At 65.7% G+C, this 25,455-nt stretch carries 28 protein-coding genes; 10 read left to right on the plus strand and 18 right to left on the minus strand.

Going from position 1 to position 25,455, the window contains the following annotated elements:
- Window positions 1-1,266 (minus strand): PucR family transcriptional regulator, encoded by a 1,266-nt coding sequence (locus tag ACFWVD_RS22165; protein ID WP_379245671.1) that lies wholly within the window; start codon window positions 1,264-1,266, stop codon window positions 1-3.
- Window positions 1,267-1,376: 110 nt separating this feature from the next.
- On the opposite strand from ACFWVD_RS22165, the gene ACFWVD_RS22170 reads away from it, so the two are divergent.
- Window positions 1,377-1,754 carry a hypothetical protein gene (locus ACFWVD_RS22170; RefSeq protein WP_379245673.1) on the plus strand — a complete coding sequence of 126 codons (378 nt, stop codon included), beginning with the start codon at window positions 1,377-1,379 and terminating at the stop codon, window positions 1,752-1,754.
- Between the two features lie 70 nt (window positions 1,755-1,824).
- Here ACFWVD_RS22170 and ACFWVD_RS22175 read toward each other — a convergent pair whose 3' ends face one another.
- The 4 genes from ACFWVD_RS22175 to ACFWVD_RS22190 all read right to left on the minus strand — a co-directional run bounded on the left by ACFWVD_RS22175 (window position 1,825) and on the right by ACFWVD_RS22190 (window position 4,999).
- The gene (locus ACFWVD_RS22175; protein ID WP_379245675.1) at window positions 1,825-2,469 is read right to left on the minus strand and encodes a hypothetical protein; all 645 of its coding nucleotides are present in this window, start codon (window positions 2,467-2,469) and stop codon (window positions 1,825-1,827) included.
- A 92-nt stretch (window positions 2,470-2,561) separates the two neighbouring features.
- The gene (locus ACFWVD_RS22180; RefSeq protein ID WP_379245677.1) at window positions 2,562-3,401 is read right to left on the minus strand and encodes an alpha/beta fold hydrolase; all 840 of its coding nucleotides are present in this window, start codon (window positions 3,399-3,401) and stop codon (window positions 2,562-2,564) included.
- 110 nt (window positions 3,402-3,511) lie between these two features.
- The gene (locus tag ACFWVD_RS22185; protein ID WP_379245679.1) at window positions 3,512-3,973 is read right to left on the minus strand and encodes a VOC family protein; all 462 of its coding nucleotides are present in this window, start codon (window positions 3,971-3,973) and stop codon (window positions 3,512-3,514) included.
- Between the two features lie 84 nt (window positions 3,974-4,057).
- Complete coding sequence (locus ACFWVD_RS22190) at window positions 4,058-4,999, minus strand: alpha/beta fold hydrolase (RefSeq protein WP_379245764.1); 942 nt, start codon at window positions 4,997-4,999, stop codon at window positions 4,058-4,060.
- A gap of 90 nt (window positions 5,000-5,089) precedes the next feature.
- Between ACFWVD_RS22190 and ACFWVD_RS22195 the strand changes: the two genes are divergently transcribed.
- The 3 genes from ACFWVD_RS22195 (at window position 5,090) to ACFWVD_RS22205 (ending at window position 7,443) form a co-directional block, all read left to right on the plus strand.
- Complete coding sequence (locus ACFWVD_RS22195; RefSeq protein ID WP_379245681.1) at window positions 5,090-5,938, plus strand: SDR family NAD(P)-dependent oxidoreductase; 849 nt, start codon at window positions 5,090-5,092, stop codon at window positions 5,936-5,938.
- Between the two features lie 91 nt (window positions 5,939-6,029).
- A complete protein-coding gene (locus ACFWVD_RS22200; protein WP_379245683.1) occupies window positions 6,030-7,004 on the plus strand; it encodes a diiron oxygenase in 975 nt (324 codons plus the stop codon).
- 88 nt (window positions 7,005-7,092) lie between these two features.
- Window positions 7,093-7,443, plus strand: coding sequence for an Lsr2 family protein (locus ACFWVD_RS22205; RefSeq protein ID WP_379245685.1), 351 nt, complete (start codon window positions 7,093-7,095; stop codon window positions 7,441-7,443).
- Between the two features lie 66 nt (window positions 7,444-7,509).
- Here ACFWVD_RS22205 and ACFWVD_RS22210 read toward each other — a convergent pair whose 3' ends face one another.
- Window positions 7,510-8,811: a lipase family protein gene (locus ACFWVD_RS22210; RefSeq protein WP_379245687.1), complete on the minus strand. Its 1,302-nt coding sequence runs from the start codon at window positions 8,809-8,811 to the stop codon at window positions 7,510-7,512.
- 282 nt (window positions 8,812-9,093) lie between these two features.
- Between ACFWVD_RS22210 and ACFWVD_RS22215 the strand changes: the two genes are divergently transcribed.
- Window positions 9,094-9,801 (plus strand): MgtC/SapB family protein, encoded by a 708-nt coding sequence (locus tag ACFWVD_RS22215; protein ID WP_379245689.1) that lies wholly within the window; start codon window positions 9,094-9,096, stop codon window positions 9,799-9,801.
- 8 nt (window positions 9,802-9,809) lie between these two features.
- On the opposite strand, the gene ACFWVD_RS22220 is transcribed toward ACFWVD_RS22215, so the two are convergent.
- Window positions 9,810-10,160 (minus strand): DoxX family protein, encoded by a 351-nt coding sequence (locus ACFWVD_RS22220; RefSeq protein WP_379245691.1) that lies wholly within the window; start codon window positions 10,158-10,160, stop codon window positions 9,810-9,812.
- Window positions 10,161-10,259: 99 nt separating this feature from the next.
- On the opposite strand from ACFWVD_RS22220, the gene ACFWVD_RS22225 reads away from it, so the two are divergent.
- Genes ACFWVD_RS22225 through ACFWVD_RS22235 form a run of 3 tightly spaced genes read left to right on the plus strand, consistent with a single transcriptional unit; the run spans window position 10,260 to window position 12,580 of the window.
- Window positions 10,260-10,901 carry a TetR/AcrR family transcriptional regulator gene (locus ACFWVD_RS22225; protein ID WP_379245693.1) on the plus strand — a complete coding sequence of 214 codons (642 nt, stop codon included), beginning with the start codon at window positions 10,260-10,262 and terminating at the stop codon, window positions 10,899-10,901.
- 34 nt (window positions 10,902-10,935) lie between these two features.
- Window positions 10,936-11,838, plus strand: a complete 903-nt coding sequence (locus ACFWVD_RS22230) for an alpha/beta fold hydrolase (protein WP_379245695.1) — start codon at window positions 10,936-10,938, stop codon at window positions 11,836-11,838.
- Window positions 11,839-11,848: 10 nt separating this feature from the next.
- Window positions 11,849-12,580 carry a MerR family transcriptional regulator gene (locus tag ACFWVD_RS22235; protein WP_379245697.1) on the plus strand — a complete coding sequence of 244 codons (732 nt, stop codon included), beginning with the start codon at window positions 11,849-11,851 and terminating at the stop codon, window positions 12,578-12,580.
- On the opposite strand, the gene ACFWVD_RS22240 is transcribed toward ACFWVD_RS22235, so the two are convergent.
- From ACFWVD_RS22240 to ACFWVD_RS22255, 4 genes are read right to left on the minus strand one after another with little or no spacing between them, the layout of a single operon-like run.
- Window positions 12,565-14,043 (minus strand): flavin-containing monooxygenase, encoded by a 1,479-nt coding sequence (locus tag ACFWVD_RS22240; RefSeq protein WP_379245699.1) that lies wholly within the window; start codon window positions 14,041-14,043, stop codon window positions 12,565-12,567. The two genes, ACFWVD_RS22235 and ACFWVD_RS22240, sit on opposite strands and share 16 nt — an antisense overlap.
- Window positions 14,040-14,600, minus strand: coding sequence for an NAD(P)/FAD-dependent oxidoreductase (locus tag ACFWVD_RS22245; protein WP_379245701.1), 561 nt, complete (start codon window positions 14,598-14,600; stop codon window positions 14,040-14,042). Before ACFWVD_RS22245 ends, ACFWVD_RS22240 begins: the two co-directional genes overlap by 4 nt.
- Window positions 14,597-15,523, minus strand: coding sequence for a ferritin-like domain-containing protein (locus tag ACFWVD_RS22250; RefSeq protein WP_379245766.1), 927 nt, complete (start codon window positions 15,521-15,523; stop codon window positions 14,597-14,599). Before ACFWVD_RS22250 ends, ACFWVD_RS22245 begins: the two co-directional genes overlap by 4 nt.
- Entirely contained in the window at window positions 15,520-16,356 is an 837-nt protein-coding gene (locus tag ACFWVD_RS22255) for an SDR family NAD(P)-dependent oxidoreductase (protein ID WP_379245702.1), read from the minus strand. Before ACFWVD_RS22255 ends, ACFWVD_RS22250 begins: the two co-directional genes overlap by 4 nt.
- 102 nt (window positions 16,357-16,458) lie before the next feature.
- Between ACFWVD_RS22255 and ACFWVD_RS22260 the strand changes: the two genes are divergently transcribed.
- On the plus strand, window positions 16,459-17,115 hold the full coding sequence (locus ACFWVD_RS22260; protein ID WP_379245704.1) for a TetR/AcrR family transcriptional regulator: 657 nt from the start codon (window positions 16,459-16,461) through the stop codon (window positions 17,113-17,115).
- 1 nt (window position 17,116) lies between these two features.
- Here ACFWVD_RS22260 and ACFWVD_RS22265 read toward each other — a convergent pair whose 3' ends face one another.
- The 4 genes from ACFWVD_RS22265 to ACFWVD_RS22280 all read right to left on the minus strand — a co-directional run bounded on the left by ACFWVD_RS22265 (window position 17,117) and on the right by ACFWVD_RS22280 (window position 20,999).
- Window positions 17,117-17,566, minus strand: coding sequence for an SRPBCC family protein (locus ACFWVD_RS22265; RefSeq protein ID WP_379245705.1), 450 nt, complete (start codon window positions 17,564-17,566; stop codon window positions 17,117-17,119).
- A gap of 91 nt (window positions 17,567-17,657) precedes the next feature.
- The gene (locus ACFWVD_RS22270) at window positions 17,658-18,800 is read right to left on the minus strand and encodes a N(5)-(carboxyethyl)ornithine synthase (RefSeq protein ID WP_379245706.1); all 1,143 of its coding nucleotides are present in this window, start codon (window positions 18,798-18,800) and stop codon (window positions 17,658-17,660) included.
- Window positions 18,801-18,837: 37 nt separating this feature from the next.
- Window positions 18,838-20,418: a sugar porter family MFS transporter gene (locus tag ACFWVD_RS22275; protein ID WP_379245707.1), complete on the minus strand. Its 1,581-nt coding sequence runs from the start codon at window positions 20,416-20,418 to the stop codon at window positions 18,838-18,840.
- A gap of 302 nt (window positions 20,419-20,720) precedes the next feature.
- Entirely contained in the window at window positions 20,721-20,999 is a 279-nt protein-coding gene (locus ACFWVD_RS22280; RefSeq protein WP_379245708.1) for a hypothetical protein, read from the minus strand.
- A 591-nt stretch (window positions 21,000-21,590) separates the two neighbouring features.
- Between ACFWVD_RS22280 and ACFWVD_RS22285 the strand changes: the two genes are divergently transcribed.
- Entirely contained in the window at window positions 21,591-22,310 is a 720-nt protein-coding gene (locus ACFWVD_RS22285; RefSeq protein ID WP_379245709.1) for a GNAT family N-acetyltransferase, read from the plus strand.
- A gap of 4 nt (window positions 22,311-22,314) precedes the next feature.
- Here the strand turns inward: ACFWVD_RS22285 and ACFWVD_RS22290 are convergent, their stop codons facing one another.
- The 3 genes from ACFWVD_RS22290 to ACFWVD_RS22300 all read right to left on the minus strand — a co-directional run bounded on the left by ACFWVD_RS22290 (window position 22,315) and on the right by ACFWVD_RS22300 (window position 25,360).
- Window positions 22,315-23,160, minus strand: coding sequence for an alpha/beta fold hydrolase (locus ACFWVD_RS22290; RefSeq protein WP_379245710.1), 846 nt, complete (start codon window positions 23,158-23,160; stop codon window positions 22,315-22,317).
- A 69-nt stretch (window positions 23,161-23,229) separates the two neighbouring features.
- On the minus strand, window positions 23,230-24,486 hold the full coding sequence (locus ACFWVD_RS22295) for an aspartate kinase (protein ID WP_379245711.1): 1,257 nt from the start codon (window positions 24,484-24,486) through the stop codon (window positions 23,230-23,232).
- Window positions 24,487-24,610: 124 nt separating this feature from the next.
- Window positions 24,611-25,360: an SDR family oxidoreductase gene (locus tag ACFWVD_RS22300; RefSeq protein ID WP_379245712.1), complete on the minus strand. Its 750-nt coding sequence runs from the start codon at window positions 25,358-25,360 to the stop codon at window positions 24,611-24,613.
- Window positions 25,361-25,455 lie beyond the last annotated feature (95 nt).

The following is a 25,455-nucleotide window of genomic DNA, read 5'->3' on the forward strand; positions in this document are numbered from 1 at the left end:
TCAGCCCGCGCGCGGACTGGTTTCGCGCGGATAGATCGGCGTTGATCCGGACCCACGATGGGTCCGGATCAACAGCGCCGCACGCAGATGGCACAGCCCGGACACATCATTGAGGTCGAACCCGGTCAACTGGCCGATTCTCTTCAATCGATAATCGACGGTATTGGTGTGGATGAACATGGTGCGCGCGGTTCTGGAACGCTGCATATTCGTGGACATGTACACCTCGAGAGTGCGTAATAGCTCGGGATGGTCTTCCAGCGAATCCACCACCGAACTCAAGTAATCACGCGCGGGGCCGGGGCGGGTCAGCTGATATTCGAAGGCCAATTCGTGCGGCCGATACACCTTGCTCGGACCGCCCAACCGGTGCACGATATCGACCAACTCGTGGACTTCCTCTGCCGCGCGCGGGATCTCGGCCGGTGTCGCCGACATTGCCACCGCCCGCACCGGCACCTGCGCCGCCGCGGACAGCCGCACGATCAACTCGTCCAGTTCCGCTTCGGAGAACTCGTGTGTCGGCAACAGCAGCGTGCCGCCGTCCACGCTCAGCAGCGACAGCACCTTGCCCGCGCACCGGTCGGCCAGTTCGGCCTGCACCCGGCGTAGTTTGCGTCTGGCCACCACTGTCGCGTCGACGGTGGGGTCGAATTCCTCGGCGTGCGGGGGCAATTCCAGTGCCATCACGTGATAGCGGTCGGCGACTTCGATCCCGCACTCGCGGGCCATCGTCGAGGTGCTCTGCCCACCCAGCAGCGCCGAGGTCAAAGTGTGCACGGCGGTGTGATGCTCGCTGTTCACCGAGCGCAGTTCCCGCAGGTAGGCCACCGACACCGCCGAGGTGATCATGTTCTGGGCGTCCATCAGGCGCCGCGTCACCCCGACGACGGTGTCGTAGTCGTGGTTGGTGACATTGGTGATGATGAGATCGAAGCCGAGCTTGAAGCCTTCGTGTACCGCGTCGTGAATGGTGCCGATCGGGATTCCCTCCCGCGCCCAGTCGGCGGCGGCGGCCTGCACGCGCTCCATCCGTCCCGGAATGTCGCGGCCGTCGAGCATGCTCCTGGTCAGTTCCAGACACACCCGCGTGACCGTGGTGACATCGCCGTCGAGCGCTTCGCCGGGCAGCGTGCCGCACGGGACGACGTTCTCGATGAAATGCAGCACCATCTGGCGCGAGATCGTCCGCACATCCTTCAACGGGGTCGATACCGGTCGACCGGTGACGGTCAAGAACGGTTCGATGGAAGTTACGCCTGCCATGATGAATCCTTCCCACCCAGCACACTGGGCAAGCCCCCAAACTACCGTGGTCGTGAATCTGCCGTCCGGGCTTCGATTGTGACAAATGGCAAGGGAATTCGGAATCGTTGATGCGTCGCGACAACCGCGCCCTCGATCCCGCTGCTGGACCCCGCCGCACGGCAGTGGCGAGGAAACATCGCCACTGCCGCGGTAAACCTGTGTCAGCAGGTTACACACACAAGCTGACCTCGAGCACCGGAAGGGGAAGCGGGAGACACACTTCCACCGAACCGGTGCTCGAACCCGAGACCGGGGACGCGGCAGTGGCAGTTCCGACGCTCAGCGCACCCACCGACAGCGCGATAGCGGCGATGGTGAGCGGGCGGGAAATTCTGGAATTCATCACGGTGATCCTCGATTTCAGTCTGTGGAGCATCCCAGTTTCGGGATATCTCGATCAGATCACGGTCACCGCACCGATTTCCATCATCGCGCGCAGATTTTGACCTTCCTATTCACCGTCCGCGTCATTGTCGGAGATATCCACAACGCGATAGGTGTTGTCGCACCGGCGAATCAGACCGGGACGGCTCGGCCGCGAAGGTAGGTCATGACATCGGGGTCCGGGGCCGATAATCGGAACTGGGTCAGGGCGTCGTCGAGTTGCGGGCCGGGGCCTCGGTCGGCGAGCAGGACCACGATCGCTTCCCAGGTGGCGGCGTTGGGGTTCGGGGCGGCGAGGAGTTCGTCGAGGTAGACGTTCGGTTCGAGCAGGCGCAGGGCTCGGCGGGCGTAGGCGTGGATGCGGGCAGGCAGTTCGGTGCGGACGGTGTCGACGTCGGATTGCAGGGCCGGGCGGGAGTGGTGATCGGGGTCCACTCGCAACGACCACCATTGCGTCAGGTCCGCGGGGATGCCGTGTTCGTCGATCAGACCGGGGCCGGTTGCTTGTTCGAGTTCGGTCGGCGGGAGGTCTCGCTGTGCGTTGCGCCAGTTGCAGAATTGCCACCACGCCGTCGGGGTCGCGGTGAGTTCGAGGCCGAAGCGCAGGACCTGTTGACCGTCGGTCCAGGTTCGCTGGGTGCGGGACCGGCGGATCGAGGCGACGCCGCCGGGCGCGACCTGGGTCCACGCGGCGTCTTTTCCGTCGAAGCCGTAGGGCCGCAGTAACTTTCCCGCCTCGCGGGTCAGGCGGCGTAGCGCAGAGTCCGGTCCGTCCATTACTGCAGACTAGAGGTGCCCACCGACAAGTTCGGCGCACCGGCGGGCAGCCGCCGCTCTGCCCGCATGTCGCGATGAGGGGTTGCCGCGCGCTAGGAATCCATCGCGCGGGTGGCGGTCGTCGCGGCGAGCACCGCGGCGGTGACCTGTTCGGGTGCCTCGATCATCACCAGGTGGCCCGCACCGTCGACGACGATCGCGCGCGTTGGTTTCAATGTCCGGTTCAAGGTGCCGCCGGCCTGGGGCGACAGCACTCGATTACGACTGCCCCAGATGGTGGTGATGGGCGGAAAGTTGTTGGGTGGCACGAAGTTATCGAGTTCGCCCAGCCGCGGGATGTCGCGCGAGATCGCGGCGGTCACCATCAGCCGACGAGGTTCGGTCCAGCTCTTGCGCAGATGTGCGACGATCTCGTCGGCGTGCGGTCCAGGCTGCTGCGCACCGAGTTGTTCCGCCACGATCAGCCCCGCGAGCGGCCCAGGAACGCGGATCCTTGCGAGCAGCGAATCGATGTTCACTCGCCGCCCCAACTGTGCCGCCCAGGCAGTGCGAGTCGGTCGCAGAGTCGCCGCGGTGAGCGGACTACTCAGCACCAGCGACCGCACCCGCTCAGGATGTCGCTGGGCATACAGCAACGCCAACGCACTCCCGAAACAATGCCCGACCAGCGTCACATCCCACAATTCGTGCTCTTCGACGAAGGCGGTAACCATGTCGAGGTAGTTCTCGACGGTGTATCCCTCGTCGGGAGCGTCGGAATCGCCATACCCGATGAGGTCGATCGCGAACACCCGATGCGAGGTCTTCAACGCGTCGAACTGCGCCCGCCAGATATGCCGGTCCCCACCGAGGTTGTGCAGGAAGACAATCGGCGCCCCCACACCCGCCTCGTCGTAGGTGATCAAGGTTCCGCGAAAGTCGAAATGCCGCATCGCCCGGGTTCCTTCCACTGGCGACCACCTCATTGTGGTTCTCCCACGGTAACCCGAGGTCCACGCCCCGGCGGCGAAATTCCCGGTTCGCCCACAAGCGCGCGGTGACGTCAGTCCAGGCAGAACTCGTTGTCCTCGGGGTCGGTCATCACGATCCACCCGGCGCTCATCGGTGGGGCGGGCTCGAAGCGTTCGACCCGGGTGGCTCCGAGGGCGACCAGCCGGTCGCATTCGGCCTCCAGTGCCGCCATCCGCTCATCGCCCTGTAAATCCGGTGCCGCGCGGACGTCGAGGTGCACCCGATTCTTCGCGACCTTGCCCTCGGGTACCTGTTGAAAGAACACTCGCGGCCCGTGCCCTTCCGGGTCTTCGATGGCCGACTTCGAGTTCCGTTGCTCGGCGGGTACGCCGATGCGCGCGAGAAACTGGTCCCACACGACCAGCGGGTCGACGCCAGGGGGCACCTCGACTCCGGGCGGGCCTGGATGTACATAACCGAGCGCATCGCGCCAGAAGGTCGACAGTGCGGCCGGGTCGTGCGCGTCGAAGGTGATCTGAATGTGGCGGCTCATCATCACTCCGTTCGTGGCGGGCTATGTCGTCACCGTAGGCCAAGCCTCTGACATCTTTGCGCGAATCAGCCCTGGACCAGCCGATCAGTCGATTTCCGCGTGGTCGGCAACTACTTCTCGCAGCGCCGCGAGCAGGAAGGCGTTGACCTCGTCGGTTCGTTCGAGGTGCACGAGATGGCCCGCGCCGGGCAGCTCCACGACCGCGCGCAGGTCGGCGACATTGGCTCGCAGCGTTGCGAGTGGGTCGCGGCCGCTGAAGCCTTCCATGTCGGGGTCGTTCTCGCCGTAGAGGAAGTAGGTCGGGACCTGGATGGTGGCGTCGGCGAAGGGCTCGGTGAGCTCCCAGTTGCGGTCGAGGTTGCGGTACCAGTTCAGGCCGCCGGTGAAGCCGGTTCGTTCGAATTCTGCTGCCAGGGTGTCGAATTCGGATTCAGAAAGCCATGACCATGGAAGAGGTGGCGCCTGGGGCAGCACATCCAGGTAGCCGAGGCCGGGTGGGTTCTTCCAGGTGTCGAGGTAGTGGTAGTCGCCGGACAGGGAGTAGAACACGCGGGCCAGGAATTCCCTTGGGCACGCGGCTAATTCGGCATCGGCGACGCCGGGTTCCTGAAAGTAGGACAGGTGCAGGAAGTGGCGCTGGGCGGCTTTGGTCCAGAAAGCCGACGGCGGCCGGGGCGGGCGCGGGGAGAACGGGTTGTTCAGCACGACAAGGGCTTCCACGCGTTCAGGGGCCCGCAGCGACAGTTCCCAGACTAGTTGGGCGCCGAAATCCAGGCCCACGAACACCGCCTTCTGCGCACCGATGTCATCGAGCAGAGCTAGGAGGTCACCGATCACAGCCAGGTTGGTGTAGGCGGCGACCTCCGCGGGAGCTTCGGTTCGACCGTAGCCACGCAGGTCAGGCGCGAGGGCGCGAAATCCCGCCTCGGACAACGCTTTCAGCTGCCGGTGCCAGATATACCCCGTGTGCGGGAAGCCGTGACAGAACACCACGGGGTACCCCTGCCCCTGCTCGGTGACGTGCATCCTGACGTCGCCCGTGTCGAGGAATCCACTCTCCACTACCGCCTCCAATTTCTAGAACGTGTTCCTATTTGACGGTAGTGTCCGGAGGCCATGAGCGGAACAGCCAAAATTCTCGCGGGACACGTCGCGGTCGTGACCGGCGCCAGTCGCGGCATCGGCAAGGGAATCGCCATGGAACTCGGCGCGGCCGGGGCGACCGTGTACGTCACCGGGCGCACCACCGAGCCCGGAAGGCTGCCCGGCACCGTGCAGGAAACCGCCGATTCGGTCACCGAACTCGGCGGACACGGCATCGCGGCGGTCTGCGACCATCGAGACGACGACACGGTCGAGAAGCTGTTCGCCAGAATCCGCGACGAGCACGGCCGCCTCGACGTGCTGGTCAACAACGTCTACAACTCCCCCGCCGCCGCCCGCTGGCTCGGTCGCAAGTTCTGGGATGTCCCCGCGAAGGCATGGGACGAGACCTTCGACATCGGCGTCCGATCCCATTACGTGGCAAGCGTTTTCGCCGCACCCCTGCTGATCGAATCGGCGGGACTCATCGTGAATGTGTCGTCACCGGGCGCGCACCGGTACATGCACAACGCCGTCTACGGCGTGGGCAAAACCGCGCTGGACCGCCTCACCGCCGACCTCGCCCACGACCTGGACGGCACCGGCGCGACCGCGGTGTCGATCTGGCCCGGCATCGTGAATACCGAACTGCTGCAGATGGTTCCAGCCGACGAGCACGGACGACGCCAGGTCACCCTGCCCGGCGAGGACACCTACGACCTCGACACCGCCGAAACCCCGCGCTTCGCCGGACGCGCGGTGGTGGCACTGACCACCGCCCCCGACAGATCCACGCGGGCAGGCAAAGCCTGGAAGGTCGCCGATCTCGCGCACGACTACGGCTTCACCGACATCGACGGCCGCATCCCACGCGCCGATTGACATTCACCCTAGAAATACCTGGAACAGTGCGTTACATTTACATTGAGGATTCGCCCGCTCGATGGCGATCCAGGTGACGACGGAGAGCACAATGACGTACTCGAAAACCGCGGCTGCCGAATACGCCGAGACCCTGCGCACCCTGTCGGAGGGTTCGGTCCACCGACGGTTCGACCCCTTCCTCGACATCGACTGGGACGCACCAGAACTCGCGATCGACCGCGACGACCCCCGCTGGGTCCTGTCCCCCGTGCTCGACCCGCTGGGCGCCACGAGCTGGTATCAGAACCTGCCGCTGGAACGTCGCATCGAGATCGGGCGGTGGCGGCAGGCCAACGCGGCCAAGGTCGGCCTGGCGTTCGAATCCATCCTGATCCGCGGGATGATGCAATACGCGATGACCCTGCCCAACGGTTCGCCCGAATTCCGGTACTGCCTCCACGAGATGACCGAGGAGTGCAACCACATCCAGATGTTCCAGGAACTGGTGAACCGGATCGGCGACGACGTGCCGGGGATGCGGCCGATGTTCCGGGTGATGTCACCGTTCATCGGCGTCGCGGGTGGCTATTTCTGGGCGATTCTGTTCATCGGCATTCTCGGCGGCGAAGAACCGATCGACCACTATCAAAAGGCGCTGATCCGCTCCGACAACGACACCCAGCCCACGCTGCTGCGGATCATGCAGATCCACATCGCCGAAGAGGCGCGGCACATCTCGTTCGCCAACGAGTTCCTGCGCACCCACATCGCCCGAATGGGACCGGTGCGCACCACGGTGTGCGCGGTGGCGTTCCCGATCGCGATGCGCTGGCTGGCCGATGAGCTGGTCAAACCGCCGAAATCGTTCGCCACCAAGTTCGACATCCCCGACGAGGTCTTTCGCGACGCTTTCTGGCGCAGCCCCACCTCCCGCAAGCTGCTGAGCGGGTTCTTCGGCGACATCCGCACCCTGGTCGACGAACTGGGCATGATGAACCCGGTGACCAGGCACCTGTGGAAAGCGCTGAAAGTCGACGGCGGCTACACGCGCTACCGCGGTGAGCCACAACGCCGCGCGAGCTGAACCGCACCGGTCCCGAACGAATTACCCGCGCCACCATCTACTAGGCTCGGCGACGGTAATTCACGGCACCCGAACGAATAGGACCCCCATGGCGCGCAAAGTCGTTGTCACACTTGTCGATGATTTCGATGGCACCTCTGCTGCCGACGCGACTGTCACATTCGGAATCGACGGCGCTGCCTACGAAATCGACCTGTCCGATGCCAATGCGGCGCAGCTGCGTGAGGTTTTCGAGCAGTGGGTTCCGTTCGCACGCCGCACCGGCCGGGCGAAGGCAGGCGTGGCACGTCGCGCAGGCACCGCACCGGCCGCCGAGTCCACCCGTCGCAACGACCTGACCGAGATCCGGGCATGGGCCTCGCAGAACGGACACACCGTGTCCAGCCGCGGCCGCATCTCCGCGGAGGTCATCTCGGCCTACGAGCAGGCGTCGGCGTAAGGCTGACCAGTTCGCACTGAAACAGCATGGCCCGCAATCCGATTGCGGGCCATGCTGGTTTTCGCGCTAGTTCGGCAGTGGGATATCCGCCTTGAATCGCGGACCCGGCGGCAGGCCGCGCAGCACGGCACTGGTCCATGCCACCGCGGGCGGCCAGCCCGCGACGGCGTTGACGAGGTGTTCGGGCAGCGGCATCGTGTAGAAACGCATGTCCGCGCCGCGGTTCCAGTAGTCGTTCACGGTCGGCAGGACCGCCGACGCGGGGATCAGTTCGTCCCAGATGCCATGCCACCAGAAGATCGGGCTGTCGGGAATATGGTGTCCGATGCTCTGTTCGGCGAGCAGTTCCATGACTCCGGGTTCGGTTTCCAGGGATCGTCCCGGCAGGAAATATTCGCTGATCGGCCGGTACACGCCCGCGGCGGCGATCGTGTACACGCAGCGGCTTTGCATATCCGCCACCAGCGCCTGGCCTTCCGGGGTCAGCATTTCCTTCGCGTCGAACAGGTCGGGGAATTCCCGTGACAACGCGGCGAACCCGAGCCACATGGTGAAGTTGCTGGTGCCTTCCAGGCCAGGCTGTCGGGCGATCGCGTAGCGGGCCTGGGTGCGCAGGTCGGCGGGAAAACCACCGACCGCGGTGCCGAGCAGGCGAATGTCGGGGGCATAGGTTTCGCGCAGTTCGGCCGCGCGAATCGACCCGGAGCCGCCGCCGGAATAGCCGTACAGCGCGATCCCGGAATCGGTCAGGCCCAGACTCGAGTTCTTCATGGCGCGCAGACTGTCCAGCACCATTTTGCCTTCGTCATAGGTGTTGAAGGTGTTGAACTTGCCGTCGAAGTCGGGCACGTTGATCGCGAAACCCTGCGCGAGCCAATAGACCGCCAGCGCAGCCTCTTTCATCGTCCCGGTCTGCAACGTGTAGGACGGGTTGCACGCGGAGTCGGTCGAATCGATCGCCTCCTGGAACGACACCACCGGGCGCGGGCTACCCGACCACGGGATGCCGGGGACGATCACCGAGGTGGCGGTCGCGATCGGATTGTCGTGCACGTCGTTGCTGCGGTACAGAAACTGTTCGGTGTGCACCGGGAAAGGCAAGCCGAGCAGGCGGGTCTGCACCGTGCGGGAGCGGATGATCTGGCCGGGAGCAAAGGAATTCAGATCCGCCGGATCGTTGTACCAGGGATCTTCGGCGGGCACCGGAATCGGCAGCATGTCGTAGAGCTGGGGTTCAGTGGGCAGTTGCGGGAGCTGGTTCTGATCCGGCGGAAAACTCGGATACGGATCGCCGGAGGCGCCACCCGTGCCCGACACCGCCAGGCAGATCGCGGCCAGTGGCACCGCCGCCCACCTGGCCCGCGACATTGCCTTCCTCGCCGAACGCGATCTGGCGCCCGGGCGGGCGGTAGCGGCCGTGCTGCGCTGCATGGCTTCTCCTTCAGTAGGTGACGCCGATTACAACACGACTCCTTGTTTCAAACAAGAGTGCTTGTTCACAATGCGGCACTGCCTCGCCGCTGTGAGCGTGGCACCCGACGTTGTCATTTTTCCTGCGGTGACCGCGTTTTCGTGCGCGCAGCCGGGGCGGCGAACGTTTAGCCTGGTCCAGCTCGGGCCGTCACCATTCGATCGTTCGAAGGTGTTGTCATGTCCTTTTGGGAAGTTTTGTTGCGGCTGGGAGCCGGTGTCGGGCTCGGTGCGTTGATCGGGGTCGAGCGGCAGTATCGGGCTCGGATGGCCGGGTTGCGCACCAATGCGTTGGTTGCCGCCGGTGCCGCGCTGTTTGTTCTGTTGTCCGCCAACGGTTTCGAAGGTGCCACCGCTGATCCGACGCGGGTCGCGGCGCAGATCGTGTCCGGTATCGGCTTTCTCGGCGCGGGTGTGATCATCCGCGACGGGGTCAATGTTCGCGGGTTGAACACCGCGGCCACCCTGTGGTGCGCGGCGGCGGTCGGGGCGCTGGCCGGGGCGGGAATGTATTCCGTGGCGGCGGCGGGCACGGTGGCCGTCGTGCTGGTCAACGTCGCCTTGCGCGCCGCCGGGCACGCCGTGGATCGGGTGCCCGTCTCCGGCACCGAGCAGTCCGTTCGCTACGTATTCCTCGCCCACACCGACGATGCCAACGAGGCGCACGTACGAGCACTACTGGTGCAAGCGTTGACGCGCACCGACTTTCGGTTGACCTCGATCGCGAGCGCGAATACCGAGACACCGGGGCGAGTCGAGGTCCGGGCGGAGTTGATCGGCGACGAACGCGATGACCGGCAGATGGAATCGGCGGTGAGCCGGTTGAGCCTGGAACCGTCTGTGACCAGCGTGGGCTGGGACGCGGTGGAGGTCGACACGGAGGTCTGAGGACCCGCTCACAGGGTGCCGACACCGAGAATCACCGGCACCGCCGCGACCAGTGTCAGCACGGCCGGAACCGGGCTGCCCGCAACATCTTTGACGCGCAGATGCGACAGCACCGCGCCGAGGAAGTACAGCGTCACACCGATTCCGGCCGCGATGCCGAGCGGGCGGTAGACGATGCCGGCCAGCAGGCCGAGTGCGCCCGCGATTTCCAGCCCGGCCAGGACCGGGAACCAGGACAGCGGCACGCCCAGACGGACCATCGTCGAAGTGACCTCCTCCTCCTTGACGAGTTTGGCGTACGCGGAGAACACCAACACGAACGACAGCAGGACCGCTACGACGACATAGGCGGTGAACATGGGTTCCTCCATCAGGGGCGGGAGCAGGGGTACAAGAAGTAAAGTACAACGTGCATTGCACCTTGTAAAGTGTGCGTTGCACTTCGACGAGGAGGGACCATGACCAGCACGGACCGACGGGGTGGGCGCCCGCGCAAAGGCACGCTCGACAAACGATCGGACGTCCTCGCGGCCGCACGCCGGGTGTTCGGGCGAGTGGGCTACGTCGGGGCGAGCATCGACATGATCGCCACCGAGGCCGAAGTGTCGACCCGCACCATCTACAACCATTTCACCAACAAGGAACAGCTGTTCGCCGTCGCGTTGACCGAGAGTTCGCAGCAGGTCGCCGCCGCGCACGAGGCCATCATCGACCGGAATCTGCCCGGCGATCTCGCGGCCCCGAATCTCGAATCAGCCTTGATCGAACTCGCGACCCAATGGCGAAAGCCCGATAATGCCACCGCCGAACACTTCGCGGTCGTGCGCCGAATCCAGGCCGGCGGCGAGGACTTCCCCGCCGACCTCGTCGACGCCTGGCAGGAGGCGGGCCCCCGGCGAGTTCGCCGCACCCTCGCCGAGCACTTCGCCGCCCTCGGAACCCGCGGCCTGCTCCACATCGACGATCCCGCCATTGCCGCCCGGCACTACATCGCGCTCATCACCACCGACTGGAACAGCGACGCAGAACTCGAGGAGTCGGTCAGTACCGGCGTGCGCACATTCCTGTACGGACACCTGCCCCGCCCCGCCACGGGTTGACCTTGACGCTGCGTCAGGGTTGCACGCTTGTCGCATGACGGACACCAACATTTCCTCGACTCAGATCACCCCGCCGGTCGGCGGGTTTCACGACATCGATGGCCGCCGGATTTTCGCGCATCGGTTGGGCAGCGGTGGGCCCGCGGTTGTATTCCTGCCGGGTGCCAGTGCGGTCGGACTCGATTATTTCTTTGTGCAGCAGGCGGTTTCGCACTTCACCACCGCTGTGGTGTATGACCGTGCCGGTACCGGCTACAGCGATCCGGTGGCGTTGCCGCGCACCGGCGAAGCTGTCGCGGTGGAGCTGCGTGCGCTGTTGCGGGCCGAAAACATCGACGGCCCTTGTGTTCTCGTGGGGCACTCGCTGGGCTGCCTGTACGCGCATCGGTTCGCGCAGCTGTACCCGGAGCAGGTCGCGGGGTTGGTGTGGATGGATGGGCTGCATCGTGACTGGGACCGGTACATGCCCGCGGCGATGAGTCTGGGGGCGGCCGCGCAGCCCGAACCCGATCGGGAACAGCTCGTGCGGTTGGGCGCGGATATGCGGGCGATGCGCACCCTGTTGTTGGCGGATTACCCGGAGCAGGTGCGGCGGGCGCTGGTGGATGCCAAGGCCAGTGACGCATGGATTCGGGCGGGCTTCGCCGAGCGCCACGGGCTGCCCGAACTTGCCGCTGAACTGCGCGGTGGTGCCGACGTTCCTGATGTTGCGCTGATAGCCCTGAGCGTGCTGGGTGCCGATCCCGGCCGGTCGCGTGCAGCGCTCACCGCGATGCACGATGGCCGAAGGCGAATGGACGCGGCGCTGGTGGCCGGGGTGTCCCGAGGTGAACAGCGCGTGCTCACCGACACCGTGCACCACCGGCTGTGCTTCGACCGTCCCGATGCGGTGGTGGAGGCGATCGGCGATGTCGTCGATCAGGTTCGTCGCGCCTAGAATCGGCGCGGTGCTAACCATCGGCCAACTCGCGGCGACAGCCGGCGTGACCGTGCGCACCGTGCGCCACTACCACCAGGTCGGCCTGCTACCCGAGCCCGAACGCGACGCCTCCGGCTACCGTCGCTACCCCGCCCAGGCCGCGGTGGATCTCATCCGGATCAGGACCCTGGCCGACGCCGGTGTGCCGCTGTCGCGGATCGACGTGATGTTGCACGCGCAACCGACCGAATTCGCTTCCGCCATCAGCGATATCGATGCCGAACTGCAGCGCAAGATCGACCAGCTCACCCAGTACCGACACCGGATCGCCGAACTGGCCGGTGGCGAAAGCCTTTTCGTCCCAACCGAAGTGGTCGCGATCTTGAACCGGATGCGCGATCTGGGCGTGGGTGAACAGCGGGTTCGGCTGGAGCGAGATGCCTGGATTCTGTTGCAGGCGTTGGACTCCGCGGCGGTGGCACAGCGGGTTCGCGAGAAGAATGCCGAACTCGACGACCCCGAGACCACCCGCTTGTACCTCGCGGTAGACGAATCGGTGGACTGGGATCCGCGTGATCCGCGCCTGGACCGGCTCATCGATGAGCTCGACGCCTGGGAGATCGCACACCGACGAGCCGGCGGCCAGTCGACGAAATTGGTCGCGGCGCGGATCGCCGAGTCATCCCCGGCCTGGCAGCGCATCGTCACTGCGCTGACCTACCGCGCCGAGCGGCGAACCGCGTCCTACGAGAAGACGTAGTCGCTGAGCGGGAAATGCCCACTGCGCCAAGCCGCTTCGACGGTGGACGTGGGGCGCAGGGGAACGTCGCCGTGTTTGTCGAAGTAGTAGCTGTTGGCGGTGGCGCAGGATTCGTGCCAGAAGACCTGGCTGTCGCGGCGGGCCAGCATTTCGCGGAAGAAGCGGTCGTTGGCGTCTTCGGTGACCTCGATGCGGTGGGTGGCGGTGGTGCGGGCGTGCTGTAGGCAGCGCAGGATGTGGCGGGTCTGGTTTTCGATGAGGGTGAAGTAGGACGCGCCGTTGTAGCCGTAGGGGCCGATGATGGAGAAGAAGTTGGGGAAGCCGGGGACGCTGACGCCCTCATAGGCTTGTAGGCGGTTGTCGTCCCACCAGGTTTCCAGGTCGCGGCCGCCGACGCCGTGCAGGTCGTAGGTGGGCATATTGCCTGATTCCATGACTTTGAAGCCGGTGGCGAAGATCAGCACGTCGGCGGGGTGGTCGGTGGTGGCGCGTACGCCGGTGGGGGTGATTTCGCTGATGGGGGCGGTTTCCAGGGTGACGTTCGCGCGGTTGAAGGTTGACAGGTAGTCGTTGGAGAAGCTCGGGCGTTTGCAGCCGAGGGTGTATTTCGGGGTCAGTGCGGCGCGGACGGCGGGGTCTTTCACCTGGCGGCGCAGGTGCGCCAGGCCCGCGCGTTCGCCGATGGCTGCGGTGGGCAGAGAGCGGTAGTAATGGGCGGCGAGCGGGAAGGTGAACTCGACGTAGGTTTGGCTCACGAGGCGCGTGAGGGTCCGTCCGCCGGGGAGCTTCAAAGCCAGGCGCGCGGGCAGTGGCAGTGGGGCGTCGGGGCGGGGTAGGCACCAGATCGGGGTGCGTTGGAAGACCGTGAGGTGTTCTACCTGGTCGGCGATCTCCGGAATCACTTGCACCGCTGAGGCTCCCGTGCCGATGATCGCCACGCGCTTACCTCGCAGGTCTTGGCGATGATCCCAGCGGGAGGTGTGCATGGTGGCACCGGCGAAAGTTTCGACGCCGGGGATATCGGGCAGTTTGGGGCGGGTGAGCACGCCGGTCGCGCTGATCACGAAGCGGGCGGACAGGTCGCTGCCGTCCTCGGTGCGCAGTACCCAGCGGTCTGCGGGCTCGTCGAAGTCGGCGCTGATCACGGTGGTGCTGAAGCGAATTCGCGGGCGCAGGTTGTATTTGTCGACGCAGGATTCGGCATACGCTTTGAGTTCACGGCCGGGCGCGTAGACCCGTGACCAGTCGGTGCGCTGTTCGAAGGAGAACTGGTAGCTGAACGACGGAATGTCCACGGCCACACCGGGATAGGTGTTCCAGTGCCAGGTTCCGCCCACGCCGTCGGCATCGTCGACGATCAGGAAGTCGTCGAACCCGGCGTTGCGCAGGGCGATCGCCGCGCCGATTCCGGAGAAGCCGGCGCCGACGATGATGATCTCGTGGTCGATTTCGTTGGGGGTCAAGCGATCTCCTTCAGCAGTGCCGCGCCCGAGTGCAGTCGGCCCGGCGGGGCGAGCGTGCGGACGATGTGGTCCGCGTCGTCGGCGTAGACGATGATGTCCACTCGGTGTTCGATGCCGTCGACGGTACGCACACCCTGGGGTACGAGGCGGGCGATCGGCCAGGTCACCAGGGTGCAGTGCGGTTTCTGCAGGGCACGGTAGTAGCTGTTGTGGATCGCCACACCTGCGGTGTCGTCGGGCGCCAGTCGGTGGCGAAGCCATGAATCCCGCACCTGGACACGGAGATTGACGCGTGCGATCAGTCGCAGCAATCGTTGCGGTGCGCGGCGCAATACCGGCACGCTGGGCAGCGGTGCGCGCGGCAGAATCCACACCGCATCGGCCTGGAACACCGTCACCCGCGCTGCCTCGGCCGCGATGCCGGGCAACAGGCGGGCCGCCGCCGCCCCACTGCCGATGATCGCGACCCGCCGACCAGTGAATTCGTGCCGGGGCGAGAAGGCCAGGCAGTGGACATGGTCACCGGTGAAGGTCTCGGCGAAGCGGGGTGCGGTCATTTCGCCACCGGTTCGTAGGTGAGTTCGTTCGACCACGACGGCCTGCGACCCAACACCCGGATCGGAAAGCGGTCGATGCAGGCGTTGGAGACGTCGGCCAGCAACTGGAACGGCTGACGGCGGTTGATCGTGGCCTTTCCGTGCATCTTCACCACGTGATACAGCGGCACCCGCCGGATGGCCGGACTGCGCTGTCCCCGGTTCTCGAATCGACGGACCGCCTGCCACAGCTTCTGTTCGTCCAGGCCCAGCGCGATGATATTGGTCGACATCCGTGACAGCAGTGGCGCATACAGCAACGCACCGAGCACAAACGACGGCCGCACCGCGAAACCTGTTGTCTCGATGATCATTCGGCGCAGCGGACCAGCACCCAGTTGCTCGAGCACCTGGAAACCGACTGCCAGGTGCCGGGATTCGTCGTTGTTGATGTGCCGGAAGACCTCGTGGCAAACCGGGTCCTCGACCTCGTCGAGCAGGAACTTCACCAGCGCGCCGTCGAGGGCGGTTTCCAGTGAGGGGATGACCGTGCCGAGCACTGGCAGGGTCAGTTGGTCGGCGTAGCGGTCCAACCAGCTGATGACCAGGCGAATGTTGTTGTTGGGCAATGGCATAGAAGCACCGTTGGGCAGCATTCCCCAGCGGCGCATCAGGGCGAGTTCGGCATTGGCGTGCTTTTGTTCCTCGGCGTGGAAGTACCGGTAGATCTCGCGCAGCGGACCCGGTGGTGCCTGTTTGGTCAGGGCCGCGAAACCGCGCGCGCCCACGTGTTCGATCCACACCAGGTCCGCCATGAAGGTGGCAAGCCGCGGGCGTTGCTCATCAGTGATGGTGTCCGAACCCGGTGCGTCCCAATCGATGTCAGCCAGCGCCCATTGCTTGGCGCGAATGGTGTCGAGCATGTCGGAATAGGCGAACATCAGCGCACCACTCTTTCCAGCAGACCCGCCGAACGGGTGTAGGTCGCGGGCATCCAGCGTTTGGCCTGCCACAGCACTTTGGCTTCCAGCTGCGGCACCACATACAGTTCCCCGCGATCCACCGCGTCGAGAGTGGTGCGCGCGATGGCGGATGGTGCGCGGCCGGTCCACCGCAACAGCAGCGCGCCGAGGCGTTCGGCGGTGTCGTCCATCGGCGAATCCGCCTGCATGATATTGGTTTTCACGCCCGTGGGGCACAGCACGGTGACACCGACGCCGGTGCCCGCCAACTCGGCCGACATCGTTTCCGACAGCGCCAGCACGCCGGCTTTGCTCACGTTGTAGGCGGCCATGCGCGGTGCCGCGCCGAACGCCGCGGCCGAGGCGACGTTGACCAGTGACCCGCGCCCCGCTTCGCGCAGGATCGGCGCGAAGACGTGACAGCCGTGGATCACGCCCCAGAGGTTGACCCCGAGCGTGCGTTGCCAGTCATCCAAGGCGAAGTCGCCGACCGCCGGTCCGCCCGCCCCGATACCCGCGTTGTTGACCACGACGGTGGGCGCGCCACCGAACCAGTCCTGCGCGGTGGCGGCCAGCTGCTGCACGTCGGCGATGGCGGTGACGTCGCAGGCGGTGCCGATCGCCTTGCCGCCCGCGGCTTCGACCAGCTCGACGGTTTCCGCGGCGCGGTCGAGGTCGATGTCCGAGCACACCACCCGCCCGCTCCGGCGACCCAATTCGACGGCGAACGCGCGCCCGATTCCGCTGCCCGCGCCGGTCAGCACGGCATCGGCGGCGGTGGTCCGGCGGTGTCCGCCGAAGGGAAACAATCGCATGGCAACTCCCCTGAGTACCCGGCGAGACTACAACTGGTGGCATCTGCCACCACTGGCCGCACCTGACACCAATTAGGCGCGCACGGGTGTACTTTGTCAACCATGGATGTGCGCGCACCGGCACGGACCTGGGGCGGTCGGACCGCCGAACAGCGCAAGGCGCAGCGGCGGACCGCGCTGGTCGAGGCCGCGGTGGAAATCTGGCTCGACAGCGGCTGGGCGGCGGTGACCATGCGCGGGGTGTGTCAGCGGGCCGCGCTCAACGACCGGTACTTCTACGAACACTTCGCCGACCGGGACGAACTGCTCGCTCAGGTCTGGGACGAGGTGTGCGTGGAGGTGTTCGCCGAACTGGCAGGCGTGGTCGTCGAACAGACCGGGCGGCCACCACTGGAGATCGCCCGCGCCACCATCGCACGCGCGGTCGAACTACAAACCGACCTGCGCGGTCGCGCCAGGATTCTGCTCGCCGATCACGCGGGCAGCGCCGTGCTGGAACAGCGGCGCAAAACCATGCTCACCGACGCCACCGACGGGCTCATCGCGTTCGCCTGGCCATATCTGCGCCCCGACGTCGACGAAACCGCCATGCGCATGAGCACCCTGGCCGGGATCGGCGGGTTCGTGGAGTTGCTGTCGGCCTGGCGCACCGGCGTGCTCGATGTGGACGCGCAACGCCTGGTCGACCACACCAGCGCGATCGCGACCCAACTGGGCACGATGTTCCTGCCCGGCGAGATCATCGGCGAACCTGGCTGACTCAGCCCCGCGCGCGGCTCTTGCCCACGGCGATATCGGACAGGCGATCGAGCGATTCGCGATTGCGGGGCGTGAGCAGCAGGGTTTGCAGCACGTGTGGCAGGAAGCGGCCGGGGCCCCTGGTCGCGCGCTCCCCCATCACGACCTCGGTGGTCGCGGGGCCCACCTCACGCAGGTCCAACCGGACCACCGCCGCGCCGATCGGCCAGGCACGGGCGTCGAGTTCCAGGATGTAGGGCGGCTCGACGACCCGGACCGCGGTGGTGTCGGAAATGACCAGTGGCCACGGCCCCACACTGTGGTGGATGCGCGAACCGAGTGCGGGCCAGTCCTGGTCGACGCGTCGAATATGCGACGCGCCGACCACCCACCCCGCGTACGACCACCCGTCGGCCAGCACAGCGAACACGTCCTCGATCGAGGCAGGAACGGTGAGCCGAACTTCGACCAAGCATTTCCTGTTCACTGTTTCTACCCTCCGTGAGTCGGCAGATCAGTCGGCGTGCAGCCGCGATTCTACCGAGGCGATCGCGGTGTGACCGTCAGTTCACCGCGTACGGATACTGCGCCGCGCGACCCTGGAACGACAGGATCCGCGGATTCTGCACTCGACCGCCACGAATCTCGATGGAACGGCGAATCGTTTCGCTGCCGTCCCACGCATCGGGTCCGCCCAACACCACGGGCAGGTATTCCAGCAGCGCCTCGGAGTTCTCCCACGTGGCCGAATCCCACAGGAACGACGGGCTGTGGTCCACACCGTAGTAGTGCAGATCGTCGCCGACGCCGAACATCGGATCGGCGAACGACGTGGGCCGCGAGAATTCGAAACCCATGCCCTCATCGCACGACACATCCACGAAAAGCGTTCCGCGCGTGAACAGTTCGAGATCGTCGTTGGTCACGAACGTCAGCGGATCCTCGGTGTCTTGGAACATGCAGTTCACGATCACGTCGTAATTGGCCAGCATTTCCGCCAGCGGGCCCGGTTCGGGAGCCTTCAGCGCCAGCGTGCGGCCCGCCACGGCCGGATCACGCTGGAAGTGCTGCATGCGTACCGACGCGAACGGCGACGCCACCGACGACACACTGCGCTGGGTCAACACCGTCACATCGCTGATGCCCAGCGCCGACAGCGCGCGCACCGCACCACGCGCGGTGGCACCGAAACTGATCACCGCCGCGCGCATCCGTCGGCCGTAATCGCCTGTGACACCACGCAATTGCAGCGCGTGCATGACCGAGCAGTAGCCGGCCAGTTCGTTGTTCTTGTGGAAGACATGGACGTTGAACGCGCCCGATTTAGTCCAGTGGTTCATCGCTTCCCACGCGATCAGCGTCAGGTCGCGATCCACGGCCAGCTGGGTCATGCGCGCGTCCTGCACGCAGTGCGGCCAGCCCCACACGATGGTGCCCTCGCGCATCTGCTCGAGATCGTCGGCCAGGGGTTTGGCCAGCAGCAGCACATCGCATTCGGCGAACAGTTCTTCGCGCTTGCGAAACCCCGCTACCAGCGGAGCAAGGGCATCATCGGGGTAACCGAAACGGTCACCGTAGCCGTATTCGAGAAAGATCTGACCGCGCAGTGCTGGGTCGATGCGGTCGAAGTGAGCCGGGTGGATGGCCAGCCGGTGTTCGTTTTCCTTGCGAGAGGTCGCGACGACGCCGACGGTCAGGTTCTTCACAGTTGCTTCACCTGGTCAGTCTACCCGTTTTCGCAGGTCAGCTCTCCGCCTTGGTGGTGATCTCGTCCAGCGACTCGCCCATCGTCTCGGGCACCCGGCGGTAGCAGAACACCAGCGACAGCGCCGAGACCACCGCGAAGATGAAGAACATCGTGGATGCGCCCCACAGGTCGCCCAGCGGCGGGAACACCAGGGAGACAATGAAATTGCCCATCCAGATGATCAACGTGCAGATACTCATCGCGGTGGCGCGGATCGGCGCGGGGAAGATCTCCGCCAGCAGCAACCAGGTCGGCACACCCACACCGAGCTGGAACGCCGAGACATAGACCACCATCAACGCCAACAGCACGTAACCGGTGGCCGTGCTCTGGGTCAGCCGTTCGATCACGCCCATGCCCACCAGCGCCACGACCATGATCGCCAGGCCCACGAACATCAGCGGCCGCCTGCCGACCTTGTCGATCAAACTCATGCTGATGACCACGCCGATCACCGCGCCGATGCCGATACCGATCGACGAGGTCACCGCCGCGCTGTCGCCCATGCCCGCTTTGGTCAGGGTCGACGGTGCGTAGTAGATGACGGTATTGACGCCGACGAATTGCTGGATGATCGCCAAACCGACGCCGGTGTAGAACAGCGCGCGCACCTTCGGTTTGCGCAACTGGTTGCCCAAACTGTCCTTGACCGCCTCATCGGCCGCCTCGGTCTTTTTGATGTCGACGATCGTGGACTCGACATTTTCCGGGTAGTACGACTGCTCCAACACCTTTTTCGCGTCGGCGTCGCGACCCTGCTTCAGATACCACCGCGGTGAATCGGGCATGTAATACATGCCGATCACCAGCGCGGCCGCCGGAATGGCCGCCATCGCGAGCATGAGCCGCCAATTCCCGGTGGGAGCGAGCAGGGCGTTGACGATGTAGGCCAGCAACTGACCGCTGGCGATCATCAGCGAGTTCATCGAGACCAGCCGCCCGCGATAGGTCGGCGGGGAGATCTCGGAGACGTACATGGGCACCACCAGCGAGGCCGTACCGACCGCCACACCCAGGAACAGACGCGTGATGACCATGACCGTGGCATCGGGCGCCAGTGCCTGCGCGATCGCGCCGACGAAGAACAGGCCGCCGGCGAACAGCAGCGTCATCCGCCTGCCCCACCGGTCGGCCATCCAGCCGCCGGTGACCGAGCCGATCGCGGCACCGATGAGCAGCGAGCTGGTGATGATGCCGACCTGGGTCTGACTCAGGCCGAAGTCGGGCGTGAGGTAGACCAGCACGCCGGAGATCACGCCGGTGTCGTAACCGAACAGCGCACCGCCCAGCGCCGCGATGATGACGACGGTGAGGACGAACTTCTTGATCCGGGCCCGCATCGCCACCCGCTCAGGCGAGTCGGGTGGGGCATGGGTCGGCGGTTCGGTCACCGGGGACGACAGCACGCTCTCGGTGTCGTCCTGGACCGTGTTAGCCACCGCGCCACGCACGGGCTTGTCGGTGCTGGGCGGAATGACTCTGCCGTCCGGACCTTTCGCCGGTGGGACAGCGGGGTTCATGACGGCTCCGGGCCGCTCTGGTTCCTTATCGGTGGATCCGCGATGGGAATCGGTCATGTCCACACCTCCGCCGGATGAATCGAACGATTCCTGCACCTTAATCGAGCTCGGAACAACTGCGATAGCGCGAAAATCGCAAACAATTCGTTAGCAACCGCGGACAAGCGGCGATCGGGAAATGTTGTCCCACCCCCTGCGTGGGAAACATTGCCCGATCAGCGCGCCCTTACCGGAATTTCCGATCACCGCAATGCTGACCGTTTGCCGATCCGAGGAAAAGTATCGCGTAGTTATTCGACGCCGTCCATCCCTCAAACCGTGACCACCCAGCGTCCGATTTGCCGGTTTCGATCGCGGGACTAACGTCGATGCAGCGACCAGACGGTCACCGCACCCCACAGCACCAGGCGCGCAGCCGCCGCCATATAAAGGACATAGGCCAGCACGACCAGCACGGGGCCGTAGTTGCCCGCCCAGTCGCCCAGGCGCAGCGCGCCGGCCAGGCCCGCGCCGAGCAGGATCAGACCCAGGATCAAACCGGGCGTTGCCAACGGGGCGACCGGCGACTCGGCGGTCACGCGATGATGGCGGCTGGTAACTGCGAGGTTGCTGTTCGGTTCGAAGTAGATGCTGCTCATAGCACTGAGTTCCCTTCCGGACAGCCGTCCCGATACGGCAGATTGGTGCGTCACGCTCGGACTGGGCATCCCTGACGGCGGGTCCGCGTCGACCTTGCCGATGATCACAAACGGTTAACGTTCAGCAATTACGAGCTTGCCAGCTGGGATAGCTCCACAAAAGGTGGTGTGATCTGGGTCACAACGAACACCAGTTCGACACGAAATGATAACGGGCGTTACAGCCGCGAAGAACACGTACTGGAACTGGCAGAAGTCCAGCACAACTGGACATTTGCTCAAGATGACTACACGCGTGTCATTTATCGAACCGTTACGGCCCTGAAGTGCGAAAACGTGCCCTGACGCACACCGCGACACACTTGGTACGTCCCACAGTCCTCGACACGACACCGTGACTCGCCGCGCCCGCGAAACTCCCGCCGCGACATGTGCGCCCCGAGGCACCGATCCGCACACTCTCCGCTACTGTCCATCTAGTTTTTCGATGCTGCTGGATCGTTCGTGTCGCTTCGCCGCAATCACGTGTCGCGTGAAGGATCCACGCCCTCGTGCTTCGGCGACCCTCCCCAACGAAGGACGCCGGTCACCATGCCCGCACCCGTTATCCTCCACGGCCGCATCGCACGGCTGGAACCCCTTGCACCCCACCATGTTCCCGGTCTGGTTACCGCGGCGACCGCGCTGCACGGCCCGGCCGGGTTCACCGTGGTCCCCCACGGTGAACAGGAGGCGCACACCTATGTCTTCCAGGCGCAGGCCGCGCAGGCGGCAGGCACGGCGCTGGCCTTCGCGATCGTCACCGTCTCGGACAACTGTGTGGTCGGGGCGACGCGATTCACGCGCCTGGACTACTGGCAGGGCCCGCTGACCTGGCCGCTGTCCTCCGAGCCGGTCACCGCGTTGCCGGGCGGGGCCATCCCCGACGCCGTGGAGATCGGCAACACCTGGCTCACACCCGCGGTGCGGGGTGGTCAGGTCAATCTGGAATCCAAACTGATGCTGCTGACCCACGCGTTCGACAGTTGGGGTGTACGGCGGGTGAGCCTGCGCGCGGATGCCCGCAACGTGCGGTCACGGGCGGCGATCGAGCGGTTGGGTGCGGTGAGTGATGGTGTGCGCCGGGCACATTCGCGCGGACTGGACGGCGAGGTGCGCGACACCGCGTTCTATTCGATCCTGCACGAGGAATGGGCGGGCGTGCGGGGGCGCATTCACGAGCAGTTGGCCGCGCGTGCGATGCGGTGTGCTCCGTTGATCCCGGCGATCCCCGAGGCGTTGCGGCCGATGGCCTCGTCGCAGCCCGGCTGACCCGTTAGCGCGGCAGCGACTCGACGCGGTCGATGATCAGTTCGGCGAGTTCGCCCGGGCATTCCTCGGGGAGCCAGTGCGAACCGTCGAGCACCGCGAGGCGGTAGTCGCCGTCGACGTATTCGCCGGACAGGTCCGCGCCGCGGCGGGTCAGGAACGGGTCACCGGTGCTCCACACATGGGTCACCGGGACGCTGATCCGCGCCGACGCCATACTCCGCGGGGTGAAGGGCAGGGCGCGATACCAGTTCAGCGCGGTCGTGAGGGCTCCCGTGTCGATGACCTCGGTGTGCACGCGGGCGATCGCGTCGGTGCTCATGCCTGTTCTGGCCAGTGACTTGTCCATCCGGGTCGTCATCGTGCGCATCACGCGCTCGGGAAGCCACGGTAGCTGGAACAGGCCCATGTAGTACGAGCGCAGGAGCTGGCCGCTGCTGGTCATCGCGCGGAAGAAGGCGCCGGGGTGCGGTACCGATACGGCCACCATCGTGTGCACGAGCTCGGGACGGGTAGCGGCGAACGACCAGGCGACCGCGGCGCCCCAGTCGTGCCCGACCAGGTGGACCGGACCGCGGTCGATGGTCTCGATCAACGCGACCACGTCGTCGACCAGTTCGGGCATGCGGTAGGCCAGGCGACCCGGCGGCCGGGCGCGCGGTGAGTAGCCGCGCTGGTTCGGGGCGATGGTGCGGTAGCCACGGTCGTTGAGCACGCTGGTGAGGTCTCGCAGCGACGTCGCAGTTTGCGGAAAGCCGTGCAGCGCAACGATTACCGGGCCGTCTATCGGGCCGGAGTCGACGACATCGAACTCGAGTCCCGCCCTGGTGAACGTGGTCGATCGTGTACTCAACGTGCTCCCCGTTCGAAGAACTTACTTATCGGTAAGTTACGCCTGACTCGAGTCCGCCGTCAACCACGCTCACCTGCCCGTTCCGCCGTGCACCACCGCGACTTCGGCACCACCGAGATCGAAAGCACGGTGCAGGATTCGCACGGCTTCGTCGAGGTCGGTGTCTCGGACCAGCACCGAGATGCGGATTTCGGAGGTGGCGATCAGGTCGAGGTTGATGTTCGCGGCGGCCAGCGCTTCGCAGAAGGTGGCGGTGACGCCGGGGGTGTTGCGCATCCCCGCGCCGATCAGCGAGACCTTGCCGACGCGGTCGTCGTAGCGGACGTCGGTGAAGCCGATCTCGGTGCGGCGTTGGCGCAGCATCGCCACCGCGCGGGCGCCGTCGGCGGCGGGCAGGGTGAAGGTGATGTCGGTGCGACCGGTGCCGGTGTTCTGCACGACCATGTCGATGCCGATCTCGGCGTCGGCCACCGCGCGGAACACCTGGGCGGCGTAGCCGGGCTCGTCGGGCAGGCCGACCACGGTGATCTTGGCTTCGTTGCGGTCGTGCGCGACACCGGTGAGCACCGCCTGATCGGCGGGGATGTCGGCCATCGAGCCGAACACGGTGGTGCCGATCGCGTCGGTGTACGACGAGCGCACGTGCACGGGCACCTGGTAGCGGCGGGCGTACTCCACGCAGCGCAGCATGAGCACCTTCGAACCGCAGGCCGCCATTTCCAGCATCTCCTCGTAGGAGACCTGGTCCAGTTTCTGGGCGTCGGCCACGATGCGCGGGTCGGCGGTGAACACGCCGTCGACGTCGGTGTAGATCTCGCAGACATCGGCGCCCAAGGCCGCGGCCAGTGCGACGGCGGTGGTGTCGGAGCCGCCGCGGCCCAGGGTCGTGACGTCCTGACTGTCCTGACTCACGCCCTGAAACCCGGCGACCAACACCACCTCGCCGTCGTCGAGCGCGCGACGCACCCGACCCGGATCGACTTCGATGATCTTGGCGCGGCCGTGCGCGCCGGTGGTGATCACGCCGGCCTGCGATCCCGTCAACGATCGCGCGTCCGCGCCCAGCGCGTGAATGGCCATGGCTACCAACGCATTCGAGATCCGCTCGCCCGAGGTGAGCAGCATGTCCATCTCGCGCGGAGGAGGAGCCGGCGCGACCTGACCCGCCAGTTCCAGCAGCTCATCGGTGGTGTCGCCCATCGCCGAACACACCACCACCACGTCGTGACCCTGCTTCCTGGTCTCCACGATCCGCTGCGCGACCAGGCGAATCCGCTCCGCGGTGGCAACCGATGAACCGCCGAATTTCTGCACAACCAGGGCCATACCGTCGTCCTCTCCCCTGCCCCCCACACGCGATCGGCGAGGTGACACCTTCGAGTATCCAGGCAATCCGGGCACGGTCGTACCAATTCGGCAACGAAAACGATTGCCGCCGAATCGTTTCGCGTCAGCCCTGCTCGGTCGGGACGACGACGAGCTCGGCCAGGTTCACCCGCCGCGGGACCGACACGGCGTAGGCGATGGCATCGGCGATGTCCTCGGGGACAAGCACTTCCAGCCCACCGCGCCACTGCTCGAGCTCCGCACGCCGGTCGCCGTCGCGCATGCCGGCGCCGAGTTCGGTGCCCACGAAGCCCGGTTCGATGTTCTTGACGCGAACCCCACGCGGCCCGAACTCCGCTCGCAGAGTGCGGGTCAGATGCGCTACCGCCGCCTTGGTCGCGCAGTAGACGCCGTAATTAGGGAACGTGAGGTGACCGGCGACGGAACCGACGAACACCAGGTCCGCGGTGCGGCCGGTATTCGCGGCGGCGAGCAGATCATCGATGAAAGCTCTTGCGGTGTAGAGCAATCCGTTGACGTTGGTCCCCACCATCTGGTCCCATTCGTCGATCTCGGCGTGCTCGAAGGAGGCGCCGAGCATGACGCCTGCGTTCGCCACGACCAGATCGACGGGGCCGAACGCGGCACGCACCTGCGCTGCGGCATCCAGTACCGACTGCCGCACGCTCACGTCGACGGTCACCACGAGGGTGTCCGTGCCGATGCTGTGCGCCAGTTCCTCGAGCCGATCTTTGCGCCGACCCAGCAGTGCGACCTTCATGCCCTCCGCTGCCAGTGCCCGTGCGGTGGCGGCGCCGATCCCGCTGGATGCGCCGGTGACTACTGCGACTCTGCGTTCGTTGTTGTGTGTCATGACGACAACGCTGGTCTCGACCGTCACGGTGTGCCAGGTCGGAAACTTCCTGGTAGCGGCAGGGCCACCCAGCCGCCTCTGAGCGCGCCTACCCT

Source organism: Nocardia sp. NPDC058666, assembly GCF_042714895.1.
Taxonomy (GTDB): Bacteria; Actinomycetota; Actinomycetes; order Mycobacteriales; family Mycobacteriaceae; genus Nocardia.